This window comes from Brachybacterium massiliense (assembly GCF_900184245.1).
Classification (GTDB): Bacteria; Actinomycetota; Actinomycetes; order Actinomycetales; family Dermabacteraceae; genus Brachybacterium; species Brachybacterium massiliense.
Genome location: NZ_FXXB01000007.1, coordinates 193,351 through 210,709 on the forward strand (window position 1 = coordinate 193,351; position 17,359 = coordinate 210,709).

At 71.9% G+C, this 17,359-nt stretch carries 14 protein-coding genes; 6 read left to right on the forward strand and 8 right to left on the reverse strand.

Features of this window, described 5'->3' with window-relative positions; all coding sequences use genetic code 11:
• Window positions 1–28: 28 nt before the first annotated feature.
• Both galE and BN4251_RS07575 read right to left on the reverse strand, forming a co-directional pair.
• Entirely contained in the window at window positions 29–1,027 is a 999-nt protein-coding gene (galE, locus tag BN4251_RS07570) for a UDP-glucose 4-epimerase GalE (protein ID WP_087484514.1), read from the reverse strand.
• Between the two features lie 82 nt (window positions 1,028–1,109).
• Window positions 1,110–2,570, reverse strand: a complete 1,461-nt coding sequence (locus tag BN4251_RS07575) for a GuaB1 family IMP dehydrogenase-related protein (RefSeq protein WP_087484515.1) — start codon at window positions 2,568–2,570, stop codon at window positions 1,110–1,112.
• Between the two features lie 95 nt (window positions 2,571–2,665).
• Here BN4251_RS07575 and BN4251_RS07580 point away from each other — a divergent pair, with 95 nt between their 5' ends.
• Entirely contained in the window at window positions 2,666–5,188 is a 2,523-nt protein-coding gene (locus tag BN4251_RS07580) for an LCP family protein (protein ID WP_087484516.1), read from the forward strand.
• 51 nt (window positions 5,189–5,239) lie between these two features.
• Here the strand turns inward: BN4251_RS07580 and BN4251_RS07585 are convergent, their stop codons facing one another.
• Complete coding sequence (locus BN4251_RS07585; protein ID WP_087484517.1) at window positions 5,240–6,667, reverse strand: mycothione reductase; 1,428 nt, start codon at window positions 6,665–6,667, stop codon at window positions 5,240–5,242.
• Between the two features lie 112 nt (window positions 6,668–6,779).
• Between BN4251_RS07585 and BN4251_RS07590 the strand changes: the two genes are divergently transcribed.
• The 3 genes from BN4251_RS07590 (at window position 6,780) to BN4251_RS07600 (ending at window position 11,011) form a co-directional block, all read left to right on the forward strand.
• Entirely contained in the window at window positions 6,780–9,155 is a 2,376-nt protein-coding gene (locus BN4251_RS07590) for an ATP-binding cassette domain-containing protein (protein ID WP_087484518.1), read from the forward strand.
• A gap of 37 nt (window positions 9,156–9,192) precedes the next feature.
• On the forward strand, window positions 9,193–10,044 hold the full coding sequence (locus BN4251_RS07595; protein WP_087484519.1) for a putative RNA methyltransferase: 852 nt from the start codon (window positions 9,193–9,195) through the stop codon (window positions 10,042–10,044).
• A 145-nt stretch (window positions 10,045–10,189) separates the two neighbouring features.
• Entirely contained in the window at window positions 10,190–11,011 is an 822-nt protein-coding gene (locus tag BN4251_RS07600; protein ID WP_087484520.1) for an HAD hydrolase family protein, read from the forward strand.
• Window positions 11,012–11,068: 57 nt separating this feature from the next.
• On the opposite strand, the gene BN4251_RS07605 is transcribed toward BN4251_RS07600, so the two are convergent.
• From BN4251_RS07605 to sucC, 5 genes are all read right to left on the reverse strand, one after another.
• Entirely contained in the window at window positions 11,069–11,890 is an 822-nt protein-coding gene (locus BN4251_RS07605) for a hypothetical protein (RefSeq protein WP_087484521.1), read from the reverse strand.
• Between the two features lie 86 nt (window positions 11,891–11,976).
• Window positions 11,977–12,834 (reverse strand): C40 family peptidase, encoded by an 858-nt coding sequence (locus BN4251_RS07610; protein ID WP_170931880.1) that lies wholly within the window; start codon window positions 12,832–12,834, stop codon window positions 11,977–11,979.
• Between the two features lie 189 nt (window positions 12,835–13,023).
• On the reverse strand, window positions 13,024–13,743 hold the full coding sequence (locus BN4251_RS07615) for a metal-dependent transcriptional regulator (RefSeq protein WP_087484522.1): 720 nt from the start codon (window positions 13,741–13,743) through the stop codon (window positions 13,024–13,026).
• 144 nt (window positions 13,744–13,887) lie between these two features.
• The gene (sucD, locus tag BN4251_RS07620) at window positions 13,888–14,775 is read right to left on the reverse strand and encodes a succinate--CoA ligase subunit alpha (protein ID WP_087484523.1); all 888 of its coding nucleotides are present in this window, start codon (window positions 14,773–14,775) and stop codon (window positions 13,888–13,890) included.
• Window positions 14,776–14,787: 12 nt separating this feature from the next.
• Complete coding sequence (sucC, locus tag BN4251_RS07625; protein WP_087484951.1) at window positions 14,788–15,957, reverse strand: ADP-forming succinate--CoA ligase subunit beta; 1,170 nt, start codon at window positions 15,955–15,957, stop codon at window positions 14,788–14,790.
• Between the two features lie 247 nt (window positions 15,958–16,204).
• Here sucC and BN4251_RS07630 point away from each other — a divergent pair, with 247 nt between their 5' ends.
• Complete coding sequence (locus BN4251_RS07630) at window positions 16,205–16,561, forward strand: hypothetical protein (RefSeq protein ID WP_245810247.1); 357 nt, start codon at window positions 16,205–16,207, stop codon at window positions 16,559–16,561.
• 22 nt (window positions 16,562–16,583) lie between these two features.
• A complete protein-coding gene (locus BN4251_RS07635; RefSeq protein WP_087484952.1) occupies window positions 16,584–17,207 on the forward strand; it encodes a hypothetical protein in 624 nt (207 codons plus the stop codon).
• Window positions 17,208–17,359: the final 152 nt, after the last annotated feature.

Consider the following 17,359-nt stretch of genomic DNA (forward strand, 5'->3'; position numbering starts at 1 on the left):
GCGTCGTCGTCGGGGTCGAGCGCGGAGCTCAGGCCTCGGGATACGCCTCGACATCGGGGGTGATCGCGGCCTCACGGGCCTCGACCGCCGAGCGGACGATGTCGTCCAGTCCGTGCTCGGACTTCCAGCCGAGGGTCTGGGCGATGCGATCGCCCGAGCAGATCAGGCGGGCGGGATCGCCCGGGCGCGGGTCTCCGATCTCGGGGGTGATCTCGATGCCCTTGGCGCGGGCGATCGCGTCGATCACCTCGAGCACGCTCGAGCCCTCGCCGGTGCCGACGTTGAAGGTGCGGTGCGGGCGCTCCTCACCGCGCAGGTAGTCGAGCGCCGCGATGTGGGCGTGGGCGAGGTCGAGCACGTGCACATAGTCGCGGATGCAGGTGCCGTCGGGGGTGTCGTAGCCGTCCCCGAACACCACGGGCGCCTTCCCCTGCTCGAGACGGTCCAGCACGATCGGCACCAGGTTCATCACCGCGGTGTCGGCGAGCTCGGGCCAGCCGGCGCCGGCGACGTTGAAGTAGCGCAGCGCCACGGTGCGCATGTCGTGGGCGCGCTCGGCGTCGGCGAGCATCCACTCCCCCACGTACTTGGTGGCGCCGTAGGGGTTGATCGGCTGCGTGGCGAGGTCCTCGGTGACGAGGTCGACGTCCGGCATGCCGTAGACGGCCGCGGAGGAGGAGAAGACGATGTCGCGCACCTCGGCGCTCGCGCAGGCCGAGAGCACGTTGGCGAGCCCGCCGATGTTGTCATGCCAGTACATCTCCGGGTTCGCGACCGATTCGCCCACCTGCTTGTGAGCGGCGAAGTGGATCACGGAGTCCGCGCCGCTGGCGCGCATGTGGAAGGCGAGCCGCTCGCGCGCCTCGGGGAGGGTCACGTCGAGCTCGATCAGCTCGGCCCCCTCGGTGCGCTCACGCAGCCCCGTGGAGAGGTTGTCCACCACGACCACCTCCTGCCCCTGCTCGAGGAGGAGTCGCACCACGTGCGATCCGATGTACCCGGCACCACCGATCACGAGAGTCGTCATGGGGCGATCCTACCTGGCACGATGCGCACGCCGACACCCCGGGCGACGCTCTGCGGCACCCGGGGCAGAGGCGGCGGGGAGCTCAGCTCCAGGAGCTCGAGATCGGGCGCCCCTCGGCGTAGCCGGCCGCTCCCTGCAGACCGATCACGGCCCGCTCGCGGAAGCTCTCCATGCTGTCCGCGCCGGCGTAGGTGCACGAGGAGCGCACCCCGGCGGTGATCTCGTCCAGCAGGTCCTCGACCCCGCCCTTGCCCTCGGTGAGGTACATCCGCGAGGTGGAGATGCCCTCCTCGAACAGGCCCTTGCGGGCACGCGCGAAGGCGTCCTCGTGCGCAGTGCGGTGGGAGACGGCGCGCTTGGAGGCCATGCCGAAGGACTCCTTGTAGCGGCGGCCGTTCTCGTCGGTGCGCATCTGGCCGGGCGACTCGTAGGTGCCCGCGAACCAGGAGCCGATCATCACGTTCGAGGCGCCCGCGGCGAGCGCGAGCGCGACGTCGCGCGGATGGCGCACGCCGCCGTCGGCCCAGACGTGCCCGCCCAGGCGGCGCGCCTCGGCGGCGCATTCGAGCACGGCGGAGAACTGGGGGCGGCCCACCCCGGTCATCATGCGCGTGGTGCACATCGCCCCGGGGCCGACGCCCACCTTGACGATGTCCGCTCCGGCCTCGATCAGCTCCCGGGTGCCCTCGGCGGTGACGATGTTCCCGGCCGCGAGGCGCACCGCGGTGCCCTCGCGCGGGCCGAGCGCCTCGCGGGCGATGCGCAGGGCGTCGATCATCTTGTCCTGGTGGCCGTGGGCGGTGTCGAGCACGATCACGTCGACGCCGACGGCGACCAGGTCGCGCACGCGGGCGGCGACGTCCGCGTTCACCCCGACGGCCACCGCGATGCGCAGGCGGCCCTCGGCGTCGGTGGCGGGACGGTAGATGGTCGAGCGCAGCACGCCGGTGGCGGTGAGCACGCCGCGCAGCACGCCGTCCTCGTCGACCACGACGGCGGCGTCGTGGTGGGTCGCGGCGATGCGGCCGTGCAGCTTGGCGGGGCTGGCCTCGAGATCCGCCGGGCCCAGCACCGGCACGTCCTCGCTGAGCACGTCCCCGACCTCGGAGAACGTGTCGCGCCCGGCGATCTCCTCAGCCGAGATGGTGCCCAGCGGGCGATCCTGCTCGTCGATGACCACCACGATGCCGTGGGGGCGCTTGGGCAGCAGGTCCGCGGCCTGGCCGAGGGTGCCCTGCGGGGTGAGGGTGAGCGGATGGTCCACCAGCAGGTCGCGCGACTTCACCGAGCGCACGATCGAGTCGATCCGCTCCGGGGAGAGATCCTGGGGCAGCACGGCGAGGCCGCCGCGCCGTGCCATCACCTCGGCCATGCGCCGCCCGGTCACCGCGGTCATGTTCGCGGCGATCAGCGGGATGGTGGTGCCGGTGCCGTCGTCGCTGCTGAGGTCGACGTCGAAGCGCGAGGTGATCGCGGAACGGCCGGGGAGGAAGAAGCAGTCGTCGTAGGTGAGATCTGTCGACGGGGTATGGATCAGTCGCATGGGCCCAGGATACGGATGCCGCGCCGGGCGGTCTCCATGAGATTCTCACAGCTGACTGCATGACCATCCGGCTCGGTGCTCCTAGGATGTAGCGCATGACGGACCCGACCTCAGCCTCTCGGGGCAGACGCCGTCGGTCCGGACGACACCTGCAACCGGCCCGACGCCAGCGCGCGACCCCGATCCCGCCGGAGGAGGCGCGCAGGAACCGCGACGCAGCCTTCGGCTCGCCGAATCCTCGTCGCACCTGGATCGGCACGCCGTCGGGCACCGCGTCCTCCGGGCTCTCGGCCCCCTCTGCGGACTCCGCGGGCTCCGCGCCCGAGGGCGAGCAGCGCCGCACGCACGGCGCCGCGGCGGCCATGCCGCCGGCAGGATCCTCCGCCCGGCGCAGCACCTTCCCGGGCACCGGCAGCTCCCCCGCCGCCGGCCCGCAGGGCTCCGGCGACGACCCTGCCGCCCCGGATTCTCCCGTGACCCCGGACACATCTCCCGCTCCGGACGGCTCCATGCGGCCCCGCGGCCGCCGTGCCGCCTTCCCCCTCGAGCAGCTCGACGAGACCGACTCCGCCGCTGCTGGGTCCGCGCAGTCCGCACAGTTCCCTCTGTCCGCACAGTCCTCTCTGTCCGCGCAGTCCGCCGCCGAGGGCGAGGCACCGGCCCGCCCCCGCGGCCGGCGCGCCGCGGTCGTGCCTGGTCCCGCCACCGAGCAGGACCTCTGGGCGACCTCCGTTGAGGACCCGTCGGCGCAGGACCCCGAGGCCGCTCCCCTGGCGCCGTCCAGCGAGGAGCCTGCGACGATCGGCCGGGACGCTGCCGAGCAGCCTCAGGAGGGCTCGCGCGAGGATGCCTCCGCGCAGCCCGCGGACGGCCCCACCGTCGTGCCGGGACGGAGCACATCCCTCTCCGGTGCGTCGGCCGCCTCGGCACCGTCGGGCGCCTCCGCGGGGTCGGGCGCCTCCGCGGGTCCCGCGCCGTCGAGCGCCTCCGACGAGCAGCGGACCTCCGCCTCCGAGGCCCGCGCCGCCCGCACCGAGCAGCGTCCTGCCGCCGCGCGCCGGTACGCGGGATCGCTCCCGAGGGTCGCGTTCTGGACCGTGCTCACGTCCCTCCTGCCCGGTGCGGGCCTGGTGACCACGCGGATGCGCCGGATCGGCTGGGCCATGCTGGGCCTGCTGGTGCTGGTCCTCGCCGCGGCCGGCGCCTTCCTGCTGTTCGGCGAGCCGATGCGCACCGGGATCCTGCTGGCGAGCCGACGCGGCGTGCTGATCGGCGCCACGCTCACCGTCGCGGTGGTGGGGATCGTCTGGGCGCTGCAGATCGTGCTGGCGAACCTCGCGCACACCACGCGGGAGCGGCTCGCGGGGGCGAAGCGCTATCTCGCACTCGCGCTCGCGGCGCTGATGGTGGTGGGCGTCGCCGTGCCCTTCGGCCGCGGTGTGCAGTCGCTGTGGGCGCTGCAGGGCCTGATCGGCTCGGACAGCGTGTTCGGCGGAGGTCTGGGCGGGAACGGCTCGATCGCCGAGGGCAAGGATCCCTGGGCCAACACCGAGCGGCTGAACATCATGCTGCTGGGGCAGGACGCGGGAGCGGACCGCACCGGCACCCGCCCCGACACGATCATGGTCGCCTCGATCGACACCGCGAGCGGGCAGACGGCGCTGTTCTCGATCCCCCGCAACCTCGAGAGCGTCGAGTTCCCCGAGGGCACCGTCGCGCAGGAGGAGTTCCCGAACGGCTTCGACTACTTCGGCCGCAACGAGAACCTGATCAACGCAGTGTGGACCTGGGCGGAGGATCGCCCGGATCTGTTCGAGGGCGATCCGGAGCCGGGGCTCACCGCGACCCGCTGGGCCGTCGAGGAGACCCTCGGCCTGGAGATGGACTACTACGCGATGGTGAACCTGCAGGGCTTCGAGGATCTCGTCGACGCCCTCGGCGGCGTGGACATGGTGGTCGAGCGGCGCATCCCCATCGGCGGCGGGGCCGCCGCGATCGACGGCTACATCGAGCCCGGAGAGCAGAAGCTCGACGGCTTCCACGCGCTGTGGTACGCCCGGTCCCGCGAGGGCTCCGACGACTTCAACCGCATGTGCCGCCAGCAGCGGATCGTGCGCGCAGTCGCCGAGGAGGCGGATCCGACCACCCTGGCCCTGTCGATCCCCGGCCTGGTCACCGCCACCGAGAACAACATCGTCACCGACATCCCGGTCAAGAACCTGGACGCCTTCGTGGAGCTCGCGCTGCGGATCAAGGACGGCGGCTTCACCTCGTACCCGATCACCCAGGACGTCACCTTCTCCGGCAATCCCGATTTCGAGTACCTCGAGAAGTGGGCGGCCGCCTCGATCGAGGACTCGATGGCGCAGGAGCCGCCCGAGTCCGTCCTCGGCGAGACCGAGCCCGGGTCCTCGGAGCCGGCCGAGACCGGCGCCCCGCCGGAGGAGGACACCGCCTCCGAGGAGCCCGGTGCGGAGGAGACCTCCGAGGAGGAGCCCACCGAGGAGGAGAGCTCCGCACCGGAGGGCTCCGGCGGCGCCTCCGGCGAGGAGGAGACCGAGGAGCCTGAGATCGCGAAGGATCCGCTGAAGTCCTGCCTGCCCGGCTACGAGGAGTGAGCGATCCGGTGCGCGGGGCCCTGGTGCTGCCGGGCCCCGCGCACCGTGTCGTCAGTCGATCAGCTGCAGCAGCGCGTTCTCGATCAGCTCCGGCATGGCCGGGTGGATCCAGTACTGGGTGGTCGCGATGTCCCGTGCGGTCTGACCGGTGCTCATCGCCTGGATCAGCAGCTGGACCAGGGTCGTGGCCTCCGGTCCGATCAGGTGCGCGCCGAGGATCTCGGTGGTCTCGGCGTCCGCGATGATCTTCGCGAAGCCGGTGGAGTCCTCCATCGCCCAGCCGTAGGCGATCGAGGCGTACTCCTGGACCGCGACCTTCACACGCCGGCCGCTGCGGCGCGCGGACTCCTCGTCGAGGCCCACCCAGGCGATCTGCGGGTGCGTGAACACCCCGCTGGGGATGGGCATGGTGTCCGAGCGGCGCAGCTGCTCGGGGTGGAGGATGTTGTGGCGCACGATCCGCTGCTCGTGGTTGGCGACGTGCTTGAGCTGCTCGGCGCTCGAGAGGTCGCCGAAGGCCCACAGTCCCTCGAGCACCTCTCCCGCGCCGAGCACGCGCTGATGCTCGTCGACCCGCACCCGGCCGTCCTCGGCGGTGTCGATCCCGGCCGCGGCGACGTCCAGCAGATCGGAGTTGGGGCGGCGGCCGACGGCGACCAGCAGCTCCTCGGCCTGCACCCTCACCCCGGCGCCGTCGCGCAGTCCGCGCAGCTCGATCCCCTCGCCGGTGCGGCGCACGGAGGTGGTGGACAGCTCGGTCTCGAGCCGGAGCCGATCGCCGAGGATCTCGGTCAGCCGCGCCGAGACGTCCGCATCCGCGGCGCGCAGCAGCTGCGCGGAGCGGGCGATCAGGGTGACCTCCACGCCGAGCGAGGCGAAGATGTGCGCCATCTCCACCGCGATCACGCCGGAGCCGAGGATCGCGAGGGAGGCGGGCAGCTGGGCGATTCTCATGATCGTGTCGGAGGTGTGCGGGCGGGCCTCGGCGAGACCGTCGATCTCGGGCAGCACGGGCCGTGAGCCCGCGCCCAGCACGATGGTGTCGGCGCTGATCGTGCGTTCGGAGCCGTCGTGGCCGCTGACCTGCAGCGTGCGGCGGTCCAGGAAGCGCGCGGTGCCGCGCAGCAGGGTGAGGTTCGCGTTGTCCTCGTGCTCGGCGCGGTACTGCTCGCCGCCCGCGGTGATCGGGTCGATCCGCCCGAAGATGCGGCCACGGATCGCCGGCCAGTCCACGTGGCGCAGCTGCTCGGTGACCCCGAACCGCGCCGACTCGGCGGGCGTGTGCGCCAGGTTCGCGGTGTGCACGAACATCTTGGTGGGGATGCAGCCGAGATTCAGGCAGGTCCCGCCGAACACGTGGTCCGGTCCCACTCCCCTATCGATCTGCACGATGCTGCGGCCGGCGAACTCCGGCCCGGGGAAGGAGTTCGCCGAGCCCGAGCCGATCAGGGCGATGTCGTAATGCGTCACGTCGGTCATCGGGCCAGGCTAGTCCGGGTGGGCGGGGAGGGTGGCAGAATGTCCCGGGCGCGGACGCCCCGCGCCCGCGCGGACGCCCCGCGCCCCGTCGCGCCCCCCGAGGAGCCGCCCGATGTCCTCTGCATCCCATCCCGCCGATGCCCACGACCTGATCCGGGTGCGCGGCGCCCGGGAGAACAACCTGCGCGACATCTCGCTGGATCTGCCCAAGCGCCGCCTGACCGTCTTCACCGGGGTCTCCGGTTCGGGCAAGAGCTCGCTGGTGTTCGGCACGATCGCCGCGGAGTCGCAGCGGATGATCAACGAGACCTACAGCTCCTTCGTGCAGGGCTTCATGCCGCAGCTGGCCCGCCCCGATGTGGACTCCCTGGACGGGCTGACCACGGCGATCATCGTGGACCAGGAGCGGATGGGCGCGAACGTCCGCTCGACCGTCGGCACCGTCACCGACGCGAACGCGCACCTGCGCTCCCTGTTCTCGAAGCTCGCCCAGCCGAGCGCGGGCGGTCCGGGTGCCTACTCCTTCAACGTGCCCAGCGTGAGCGCCGCCGGGGCGATGACCGTGCAGAAGGGCGCGAAGACCATCGCTGAGAAGACCACCTTCACCCGGGTGGGCGGGATGTGCCCGCGCTGCGAGGGGATGGGGCAGGTCACCGATCTGGACCTCACCCAGCTGTACGACGAGGAGAAGTCCCTGCAGGAGGGACCGTTCCTGGTGCCCGGCTACTCGGCCGGCGGCTGGTACGAGAAGCTGTTCATCTCCTCGGGCTTCTTCCCCGCGGACAAGCCCATCCGCTCCTTCACCAAGCGCCAGCTCCACGACTTCCTGTACCGCGAGCCCACGAAGGTGAAGATCGACGGGGCGAACATGACCTACGAGGGCCTGATCCCGAAGATCCAGAAGTCGATGCTGTCCAAGGACCGCGACTCGATGCAGCCCCACATCCGGGCCTTCGTGGACCGGGCGGTGACCTTCATCGTGTGCCCCGACTGCGAGGGCACCCGCCTGGCCGAGCACGCCCGCACCTCCCGCATCGACGGCGTCTCGATCGCCGACGCCTGCACGATGCAGATCTCCGAGCTCGCCGAGTGGATCGACGCCCTGAGCGCGCGCAGCAGCTCCGCACAGGTCGCGCCGCTGCTGCAGAACCTCTCCGCGTTGCTGGGTGCCTTCACCCGGATCGGCCTGGGCTACCTCTCCCTGGACCGTCCCTCCTCGACCCTCTCGGGCGGTGAGTCGCAGCGCACCCGCATGATCCGCCACCTCGGCTCCGCGCTGACGGATGTCACCTACGTCTTCGACGAGCCGACGATCGGGCTGCACCCCCATGACATCTCCACGATGAATGCCCTGCTGGAGGAGCTGCGGGACAAGGGGAACACCGTGCTGGTGGTCGAGCACAAGCCCGAGACCATCGCGATCGCGGATCACGTGGTGGACCTGGGCCCGCGCGCCGGAGCCGACGGCGGCACCATCGGCTACCAGGGCGACCTCGAGGGGCTTCGGCGCTCGGACACCCTCACCGGGCAGCACCTGGATCGCCGCACCTCCTTGCGCGAGAGCGTGCGACGCCCCAGCGGGTACCTCGAGATCCGCGGCGCCGACCAGCACAACCTGCGCTCGGTGGACGTCGACATCCCGCTCGGCGTGCTGACCGTGGTCACCGGGGTGGCCGGCTCCGGCAAGAGCTCGCTGGTGCACTCCTCCATGCCGAAGGACGCCGGCGCGATCGTGGTGGACCAGGCGCCGATCCGCGGCTCGCGCCGTTCGAACCCGGCGACCTACACCGGGCTGCTCGAGCCGATCCGCAAGGCCTTCGCGAAGGCGAACGGGGTCAAGCCCGCGCTGTTCTCGAACAACTCCGAGGGCGCCTGCCCGGCCTGCAAGGGCGCGGGCATGATCTACACCGAGCTGGGCTTCATGGAGACCGTCGCGACCCCGTGCGAGGAGTGCGAGGGCCGGCGGTTCCGGACCGACGTGCTCGAGCACCGCTTCGGCGGCAAGGACATCGCCGAGGTGCTGGACCTCTCCGTGGCCCGGGCCCGCGAGCTGTTCTCCGCCGCGGAGACGAAGGTGCCCGCGGCCGCGAAGCTGCTGGGCCACCTCGAGGACGTGGGGCTGGGCTATCTCACCATCGGCCAGCCCCTGACCACGCTCTCCGGCGGCGAGCGCCAGCGCCTGAAGCTCGCCACCCACATGGGGGACAAGGGCGGGATCTACGTGCTGGACGAGCCGACCACCGGCCTGCACCTGGCGGACGTGGACCAGCTGCTGGCGCTGCTGGACCGGCTGGTGGACGCGGGGAAGACGGTGGTCGTCATCGAGCACCATCAGGCCGTGATGGCCCACGCCGATCACCTCATCGATCTCGGTCCCGGCGCGGGCGCCGACGGCGGGCGCGTCGTGTTCGAGGGCTCCCCCGCCGAGCTCGTCGCCGACGCCACGACCCTCACCGGTCAGCACCTGAAGCAGTACCTGGGGGCCTGAGCGGCCGGGTTCTGCCGCCGCGCGTACCCTGATCCCTGTGTCCTCGCCCGCCTCCCGCCCCGCGCCCCCGGCGCTGCTGCCCTGGCTGGACAGCCTGCGCTGCCCGCACTGCGGCGACCCGCTCGCGCTGACCGAGCGCACCCTGCGCTGCCCGCACCGCCATTCCTTCGACCTGGCCCGCTCCGGCTACCTCCCGCTTCTCGCCGGCACCTCTCCCACCAGCGGCGATGATGACGCAATGGCCCGGGCACGGGACAGCTTCCTGGCCACCGGCGCCTATGCGCCGCTGCGGGAGGCGATCACGCAGACCGCCCCGGCGGGGGTGTGCCGCATCCTCGACATCGGCGGCGGCACCGGCTACTACCTCGCCGGTCTGCTCGACGAGCGCGTGGACGCCCACGGGCTGGGGGTGGACACCTCGGTGCGGGCCCTGCGCTTCGCCGCCCGTGCCCATGAGCGGGCCGCGGCGGCCAGCTGGGACGTGTTCGCCCGCTTCCCCCTTGCCGACGGCTCGGCCGATCTGGTGCTGGACGTGTTCGCGCCGCGCAATCCCGAGGAGTTCGCGCGGGTGCTCGCCCCGGGCGGTCACCTGCTGGTGGTGCGCCCCGCCCCCGATCACCTCGCGCAGCTGCGCACAGCGGTGCCCGGGATGGTGGGCCTGGATCCCCGCAAGGAGGAACGGCTGGCGCAGGCGCTGGATCCGCTCTTCTCCACGGTCCGCACCACCGAGGTGCGCTTCGGCCTCGCTCTCGACGCCCTCACTGCACGGGACCTGGTGGCGATGACACCGAGCGCCCGCCACGTGGACGAGCAGGCGCTGCACACCCTGCTGACCGGTGACTCGGAGGTGACCGTCTCGGTGCTGGTGAGCCTGCACCGGCGGCGCTGAGGAGCGGCACCCGGCACCGCTTCGGGAGCCGTCCTGCCGATCCCGCCGGCGCCGTGCCTGCGAGCAGCTGAGCCGCGGCGGATCGACGGGCCGGACTCGCCTAGGCTGGTGGCTCCGAGTCATCTGCAGGGAAGAGGGGGCATCCGTGGCCGATCGCCGCTGTGTGTTCATCGATTTCGACGGCACCTTCGCGCATCGCGGAGTGGCGCCGCGCGCGCATGCCGAGGCCGTCGAGCGGGCCCGCGCGAACGGGCACGTGATCCTGCTGTGCACCGGGCGCCCGAACTCGATCGTGGCCCCTGAGGTGGCCGCCCTGTTCGACGGCGTCGTCGCCTCCGCGGGAGGCTGGATCCAGGTGGGTGAGCAGCTGCTGAAGGACGAGCGCTTCCCCGAGGAGCTGGGCCGCCGCGCGGTCGAGGTGCTGCAGCGCCACGAGGTCCCCTTCACCCTCGAGACGCCGGAGGCGCTGCTGTGCACTCCCCGCTCGGCGCGCGAGCTGCACGCCCGGGTACGTCCCGCCCTGCCGGAGGACGGCGTGGGCAACGGCCTGCAGGACCTGCTGGACGCGATCGAGCTGCCCGAGGACCTCGCCTCCCGCTCCTTCGCGAAGATCTCCCTGTGGGGCTCCCCGCTCCCGATCGAGCAGCTCGCCCAGGAGATCGGTCCCGAGATCGGGGCGCTGCCGAACTCGATCACGGGCGATGCGAGCTCCGGCGAGCTGCATCTGCTCGCGGTGGACAAGGCCGACGGCGTCGCGGCCGTCGCCGCGCACCTGGGCATAGACCAGGCCGCGACCGTGGGGATCGGGGACGGGATGAACGATCTGGGGATGCTGGGCGCGGCCGGCACCGCGATCGCGATCCAGGGCGCCGTGCCCGCGGTGCTCGAGGCGGCCGGGGGCGTGGCGGTGCCCGGTCCGCTCGAGCACGGGATCGTCACCGCCTTCGAGCGGCTCGAGATGCTCTGACCCCGCCTGCTCCGCCGGCCCGGCCGGTCCCGTCGGCCCGTTGAGCCCCGCCCTCGCTCAGGAGCGTCGGCGCAGGCCCACCAGCACCAGCCCCACGGCGGTCACCAGGGCGCCGGCCCCGAGCAGGAGCACTCCCTGGGTGGTCATCGCGGTCCGGAAGTGCTCCTCGAAGACCTGCACGATCGGGCCCAGGAACGCCGCCTGGTCGATCGAGTCGGGCACGACGGTCTCGATCTCCCGGCCCAGCCACCACACCGCCCCTCCCGCGGCGAGCCCTCCCAGGCCCGCGAGGGTCAGCATGACGCGCCGGTGCGAGGCCAGCAGCAGCGCGAGCACCGCGAGGACGAGCGCGGCGGGCCCTGCCCAGGTGGCCCAGGGCGTGAGTGCCGAGACGGCCGGCAGCAGCGGCACATCGGGGATCGTGGCCACGGTGACGGTGGCGTCCTCCGGCCGCGGGATCCCGAAGGGCAGCACCTCCTCGACCGGGCTGAGGATCCGATCGATCGCCGGGCCGAGGTCCACCTCCAGCTCGGACGGGCCGGGCGAGAACAGCGCGCCGTGCAGCTCGGCCATGGTGGCCTCCCACATCGTGCCGTACACGTCGGTGCCGGTGAGCTTCGAGGCCTGCTCCTCGGCGAGCGGGGTCAGCCGCTCCTGGGCCCAGCCGGGCAGGCGGCTCTCCTCGAGGATCGTCTCGACGGCGCTGTCGCTCAGGGTGCGCTGGAACTCGGGATCCTCCGCGAGCGGCGCGGTGACGGCGAGGAATCCGTCTCGCTCGACCACATGGTCATGGATCCAGGTGGCCGGCAGCCAGAGCGCGCCGAGCAGCGTGGCCGCGCAGAGCAGGGCGACGGCGAGAACATCTCGAACGGAGGACACGGGGACACGGTACCGCCGGCTCCTGCGCCAGGAATGGGAGCGGCCCCGCACCACCGAGGTGATGCGGGGCCGAAGGGCGCGGGACCTCAGATGCGGATGAAGGTCCAGCTGCCGGAGTAGATGTTGCGCTCGCTGGTGTCCACGCGGCTGTTGCCGGCGTCGACGAACTGGTTGCCGCCGGCGTAGATGCCGATGTGGCCGGGCTTGTAGACGAGGTCGCCGGGGCGGGCCTCGGAACGCGGGATGACGGTGCCGGCGGCGGCCTGGCCGGCGGCGCCGCGGGGCAGGTTGATGCCGTGCTGGGCGTAAACCCACTGCACGAAGCCGGAGCAGTCCCAGCCGGACGGGGAGGTGCCGCCGTAGACGTACGGGGTGCCGATGCCGGAGCGCGCGGTGGCCAGGATGGACCCGCCCTTGGCGGCGGACGGTGCGGGAGCGGAGCTCTGCTCGGACTCGCCGGAGGAGCTCTCGCTCTGCGAGGAGGAGCTCTGGCCCTGGGAGTTCGAGCGCTCACCGGAGCGGGAGGAGGAGCTGTCCTCGCGGGTCTGGGTGCTCTCGGTGCTCTCCTGCTCGGAGGCCTCCTCGGCGGCGGCGCGCTCGGCGGCCTCGCGCTCAGCGGCCTCGGCCGCGGCGATCTCCTCCTCGGTGGGGCCGACCTCGACGGAGATCGCACCGGCGACGGGGGCGAGCGCGGGCTCGGCCTCCTCGTCCTCGGCGATCTCGACGGCGGGAATGCCCACGGCCGGTGCGACGACGGGGGCCAGAGCGGCGGGAGCGCTGTCGGCCTGGGGTGCATCGGCCTGCGGCTCGGCGGTCGCGGCGGAGGCTCCGCCGAACAGCATCGCGGCGGCCATCGCGGCTCCTGCCCCGGCGCGGCCTGCGCGGGTCACAGGGGTCACCGTGCGCATGGCGCGGCGGTGAGTGTTGTTCGCAGTCTTCGACACGTGGTGGCTCCCAGCCCCGGGCACTGCCCTCGCGCATCAACGATCTCTCGCATCCCGATCCGGTGCGCGTGGGGCTCTCCGGGGGGAATGCCACGGCTCTTCACGCCGTGGCACGCCCTCGACCATAGTGGCCGGGCACCCCGTGGGTCAGGATGACAGGAAGGTCCTGGGGAGAGCTTGACGGAGCCTTTACCCGGCGCGGAGCTCGGTCACATGGAGCTGGTCCGCCATGGCGTCGGAGAGGGAGACCTCTCCCCCGGCGGGGCCGCGCAGCACGAAGCTGTCCGCCACCCGCTCGACGCCCATCGTGACCCCGTGGAAGATTCCGTGACGTGCGAGTTCGCCGAGGAGTGCGACATCGCTCTGGACCCGCTCGCCGATGCGCTCGAGACGCACTTGCCGGCTCTCGCCGTCGGCAATCGCCTCGCTCAGCCCGCGGGTCGGGTTGGAGGGGTCTTTACCCGCAGCGGTGGCCTGGCTCTCCTCGATCCCGAGGGCGTCGAGCCCGGGGATCGGGTTGCCGTAGGGGTCCAGGTAGGGCGGCTCCATCTTCTGCGCCAGGCGCTTCTCGACCTCGAGGCTCATCACGTGCTCCCAGCGGCACGCCTCCTCGTGGACGTGGGCGTAGTCCAGCCCGATCACGTCCAGCAGGTGGCGCTCGGCGAGGCGGTGCTTGCGCATCACGTCGGTCGCCACGGCCTTGCCCTCGTCCGTGAGGCGGATGCGGCGCTGGTCGTCGAGGTAGAGCAGCCCGTCGCGCTCCATCCGGGCGACGGTCTGGGAGACAGTGGGGCCGGAGTGCCCGAGCCGCTCGGCGATGCGGGCGCGCATGGGGGCGATGCCCGCCTCGTGGAGCTCGAACACCGTCTTCAGGTACATCTCTGTGGTGTCGATGAGATCTCCGGACACGTGCCCTCCTCGGTGGCTGCGCAGTGGTCTCGGTCCAGCTTAGTCGGCGCCCCGGACGCTCACGCCGGTTTTCGCCCTGGGCGTCCGGCACGCACGATGCCCTGGCCCCCGTGACGGGGACCAGGGCATCGGCTCAGGGACCGGTCAGAGACCCTTGATGATCTCGCGCATCAGGTCAGCGGTCTCGGTGGGGGTCTTGCCCACCTTGACGCCGGCGGCCTCGAGGGCCTCCTTCTTGGCCTGGGCGGTGCCCGCGGAGCCGGAGACGATGGCGCCGGCGTGGCCCATGGTCTTGCCCTCGGGGGCGGTGAAGCCCGCGACGTAGCCCACGACCGGCTTGGTCACGTGCGCCTTGATGTACTCCGCGGCGCGCTCCTCGGCGTCGCCGCCGATCTCGCCGATCATCACGATGCCGGCGGTCTCCGGATCGTTCTCGAACGCCTCGAGGGCGTCGATGTGGGTGGTGCCGATGACCGGGTCGCCGCCGATGCCGATGGCGGTGGTGAAGCCGATGTCGGAGAGCTCGTACATCATCTGGTAGGTCAGGGTGCCCGACTTGGAGACCAGGCCGAGCTTGCCCGCACCGGTGATGTTGGAGGGGGTGATGCCCGCGTTGGACTTGCCGGGGCTGATCAGGCCCGGGCAGTTCGGCCCGATGATGCGGGTGGATCCCTTCTCCTGCGAGTAGTTGAAGAACTCGGCGGAGTCCTTGACCGGGATGCCCTCGGTGATGATCACCAGGAGCTCGATCTCGGCGTCGATCGCTTCGAGCGCGGCGGACTTGGCGAACTTCGGCGGCACGAAGACCACCGAGACGTTCGCGCCGGTGGCCTCCATGGCCTCCTTGACGCTGCCGAAGACGGGCACCTCGGTGCCGCCCTCGAAGGCGACGGACTGGCCGGCCTTGCGGGGGTTCACGCCGCCGACGATGTTCGTGCCGGAGTCGAGCATGCGCTGGGAGTGCTTCATGCCCTCCGAGCCCGTCATGCCCTGGACGATGACCTTGCTGTTCTCATCGAGAAAGATAGACATGTCGGGTGCTGCTCACTTTCCTGCGGCGGCGAGCTCGGCGACCTTCGCGGCGCCGCCGTCCATGGTGTCGGCCTGGGTGACGAGGGGGTGGGCGAAGTCCGCGAGGATCCTGCGACCCTCCTCGACGTTGTTTCCGTCGAGGCGGACCACGAGCGGCTTGGTCGCGGTGTCGCCGAGCTTCTTCAGCGCGCCGACGATGCCGTTGGCGACCGCGTCGCACGCGGTGATGCCGCCGAACACGTTGACGAACACGGCGGAGACCTGCTCGTCGCCGAGGATGACGTCGAGGCCGTTGGCCATCACCTCGGCGGAGGCGCCGCCGCCGATGTCGAGGAAGTTCGCGGGCTTCACGCCGTGGGATTCACCGGCGTAGGCGACCACGTCGAGGGTGGACATGACCAGGCCCGCGCCGTTGCCGATGATGCCGACCTCGCCGTCGAGCTTGACGTAGTTGAGGTCCAGGGCCTTGGCCTTGGTCTCCAGCGGGTCCTCGGAGGCGACGTCGACCAGGTCGGCGTGGCCCTCCTGGCGGAAGACGGCGTTGTCGTCGAGGGTGATCTTGCCGTCCAGGGCGACAATGTCACCGGCGCCGGTCTTGACCAGCGGGTTCACCTCGACCAGGGTGGCGTCCTCCTCGCGGTAGACGTCCCAGAGCTTCTCGAGCACGGGGGCGACCTTCGCGCCGGTCTCGGCGTCGAACTTCGCCGCCTCGACGATCTCCTTGGCCTTGGCCGCGTCGATGCCGACGTTGGGGTCGACGGCCACGCGGGCGAGGGCCTCGGGGCGCTCGACGGCGAGCTGCTCGATCTCCATGCCGCCCTCGACCGAGCACATGGCCAGGTAGTTGCGGTTGGCGCGGTCCAGCAGCAGCGAGAAGTAGTACTCCTCGGCGATGTCCGCACCGGCGGCGACCATGACGCGATGCACGGTGTGGCCCTTGATGTCCATGCCGAGGATCTCGGAGGCCTTCTGCTCCGCCTCCTCGGGGGACTTGGCGACCTTCACGCCACCGGCCTTGCCACGACCACCGGTCTTGACCTGGGCCTTGACGACGACGACCGGGGTGCCGAGCTGCTCGGCACCGGCCTTGGCAGTGGCAGGATCCTCCGCGACGACTCCTCCGAGCACGGGCACGCCGTGCTTCTCGAAGAGATCGCGGGCCTGGTACTCATACAGGTCCACGGGGTGCATTTCCTCTCGATGTCGGCAGTGGGCGGCAGGCCGCACTGGCCTCTATGCCACCCCTGGGAACACGGTCAGGGTATCGCTTCTGCGGCACCGGGCGTGCCAGTGCGAGCGGTGTGCGGGGAGTCTCACTCGCTCGTGCGTACCGTCCTGCGAGGTCGGCCGGAGCGGACGGCGCGTCGGCGCCGCGATCGCCCGCCCCGCCGCACGAGCCGCGCCCAGGTGCGGCGTCTACCATGGCGGGATGAATCGACGACCCCGCGGCCTGGTCCAGCGCGTGCGTGATCACATCGGGTTCAGCGTGATCGCGATCGGCGTGCTGTTCATCGTGCTGCGCCTGCTCGGGGTGCGCTCGACCTTCGCGGGCTTCGCCCTGTCGGTGGGGATCACGCTCGCGCTGAACGTGGGCCTGTCCTACTACAACGACTACCGCGCGAAGCACCCGAAGCCCGAGCGCCAGGGCCGCGGCGGCGGCGACATCCGCTTCCGCGAGGACGACTCGTTCCGCGAGCGCCGGGACGACGAGCGCTTTGCCGGGCGCCGTGACGACGAGCGCCGCGGCGAGCCGCGCCGGGATCCGCACCGCGGCGAGCGCCGCTGAGCCGAGAGAGTCGAGGGAGACGATGGCCGACTGGAAGACCTACGCGAAGGCCGCACGGAACACCGTGCGCAAACAGGCGCCCGAGGCCCGGGACGCGGCCGGTCGTGCCTCCAGCCGCGCCGGGGACTACGTGCGCGCCGCCGGGCGGGCGCTCGAGGAGGGCCGACGAGAGGACGGGCAGCCGGAGCACGAGGAGCGGGCGGACCGTCGCGATCGCGTCGAGCGCGCTGCACCCCGTGACCGGGAGGCGCGACCCGGCGGCGGTGAGCGCACGGAGCGCTCCGAAGGCTCCGAGCGTCGGAGCCCCGAGGGCTCCCGGCCGCGCACCGCGACTGCCGAGCGGCCCGGGCTCGACGGGGACCGGCTGCGCCGTGATGCCGCCGCGTACTACACCGTCGCGAGCCGACGGGTGAGCGCCGCCAACATCGTCCCGAGGATCATGCGCGCGCTGCGCGACGCCCTGCTGATCGGTCTGTCGCTGTTCATCATCTGGGGCGTGCTCGCTGCCGCGGGCATCCCGATCCCGTTCACCACGGTGCTGATCATCGTCGGTGTGATCGTGGTGATCAGCTTCGCCAGCGGCGTCTACGCGCAGTCGCGGCGGGCGCGCGAGGAGCGGGAGCATGATCCCGCTCCCCGCGACTGACCTCCCGGTCCCGCGACGTCCGGGCTCCCCCGGGTGCGACGTCCACGTCGCAGGGACTTCCGGCGGAGGCCCCGTGGCGGGGCGGTCCTAGGCTGGGACGGTCCCTGTCCCGGCCCGACCGGCCCTCCTGACCCGGCCGAGCCTCCTGCCGA

Coding starts and splice junctions, on each gene's coding strand:
- galE (WP_087484514.1), bottom strand. CDS start 1,027: ATGACGACTCTCGTGATCGGTGGTGCCGGGTACATCGGATCGCACGTG.
- BN4251_RS07585 (WP_087484517.1), bottom strand. CDS start 6,667: ATGACCGACGTGACGCATTACGACATCGCCCTGATCGGCTCGGGCTCG.
- BN4251_RS07635 (WP_087484952.1), top strand. CDS start 16,584: ATGGCCGACTGGAAGACCTACGCGAAGGCCGCACGGAACACCGTGCGC.
- sucD (WP_087484523.1), bottom strand. CDS start 14,775: ATGTCTATCTTTCTCGATGAGAACAGCAAGGTCATCGTCCAGGGCATG.
- BN4251_RS07580 (WP_087484516.1), top strand. CDS start 2,666: ATGACGGACCCGACCTCAGCCTCTCGGGGCAGACGCCGTCGGTCCGGA.
- BN4251_RS07575 (WP_087484515.1), bottom strand. CDS start 2,570: ATGCGACTGATCCATACCCCGTCGACAGATCTCACCTACGACGACTGC.
- BN4251_RS07630 (WP_245810247.1), top strand. CDS start 16,205: ATGAATCGACGACCCCGCGGCCTGGTCCAGCGCGTGCGTGATCACATC.
- BN4251_RS07590 (WP_087484518.1), top strand. CDS start 6,780: ATGTCCTCTGCATCCCATCCCGCCGATGCCCACGACCTGATCCGGGTG.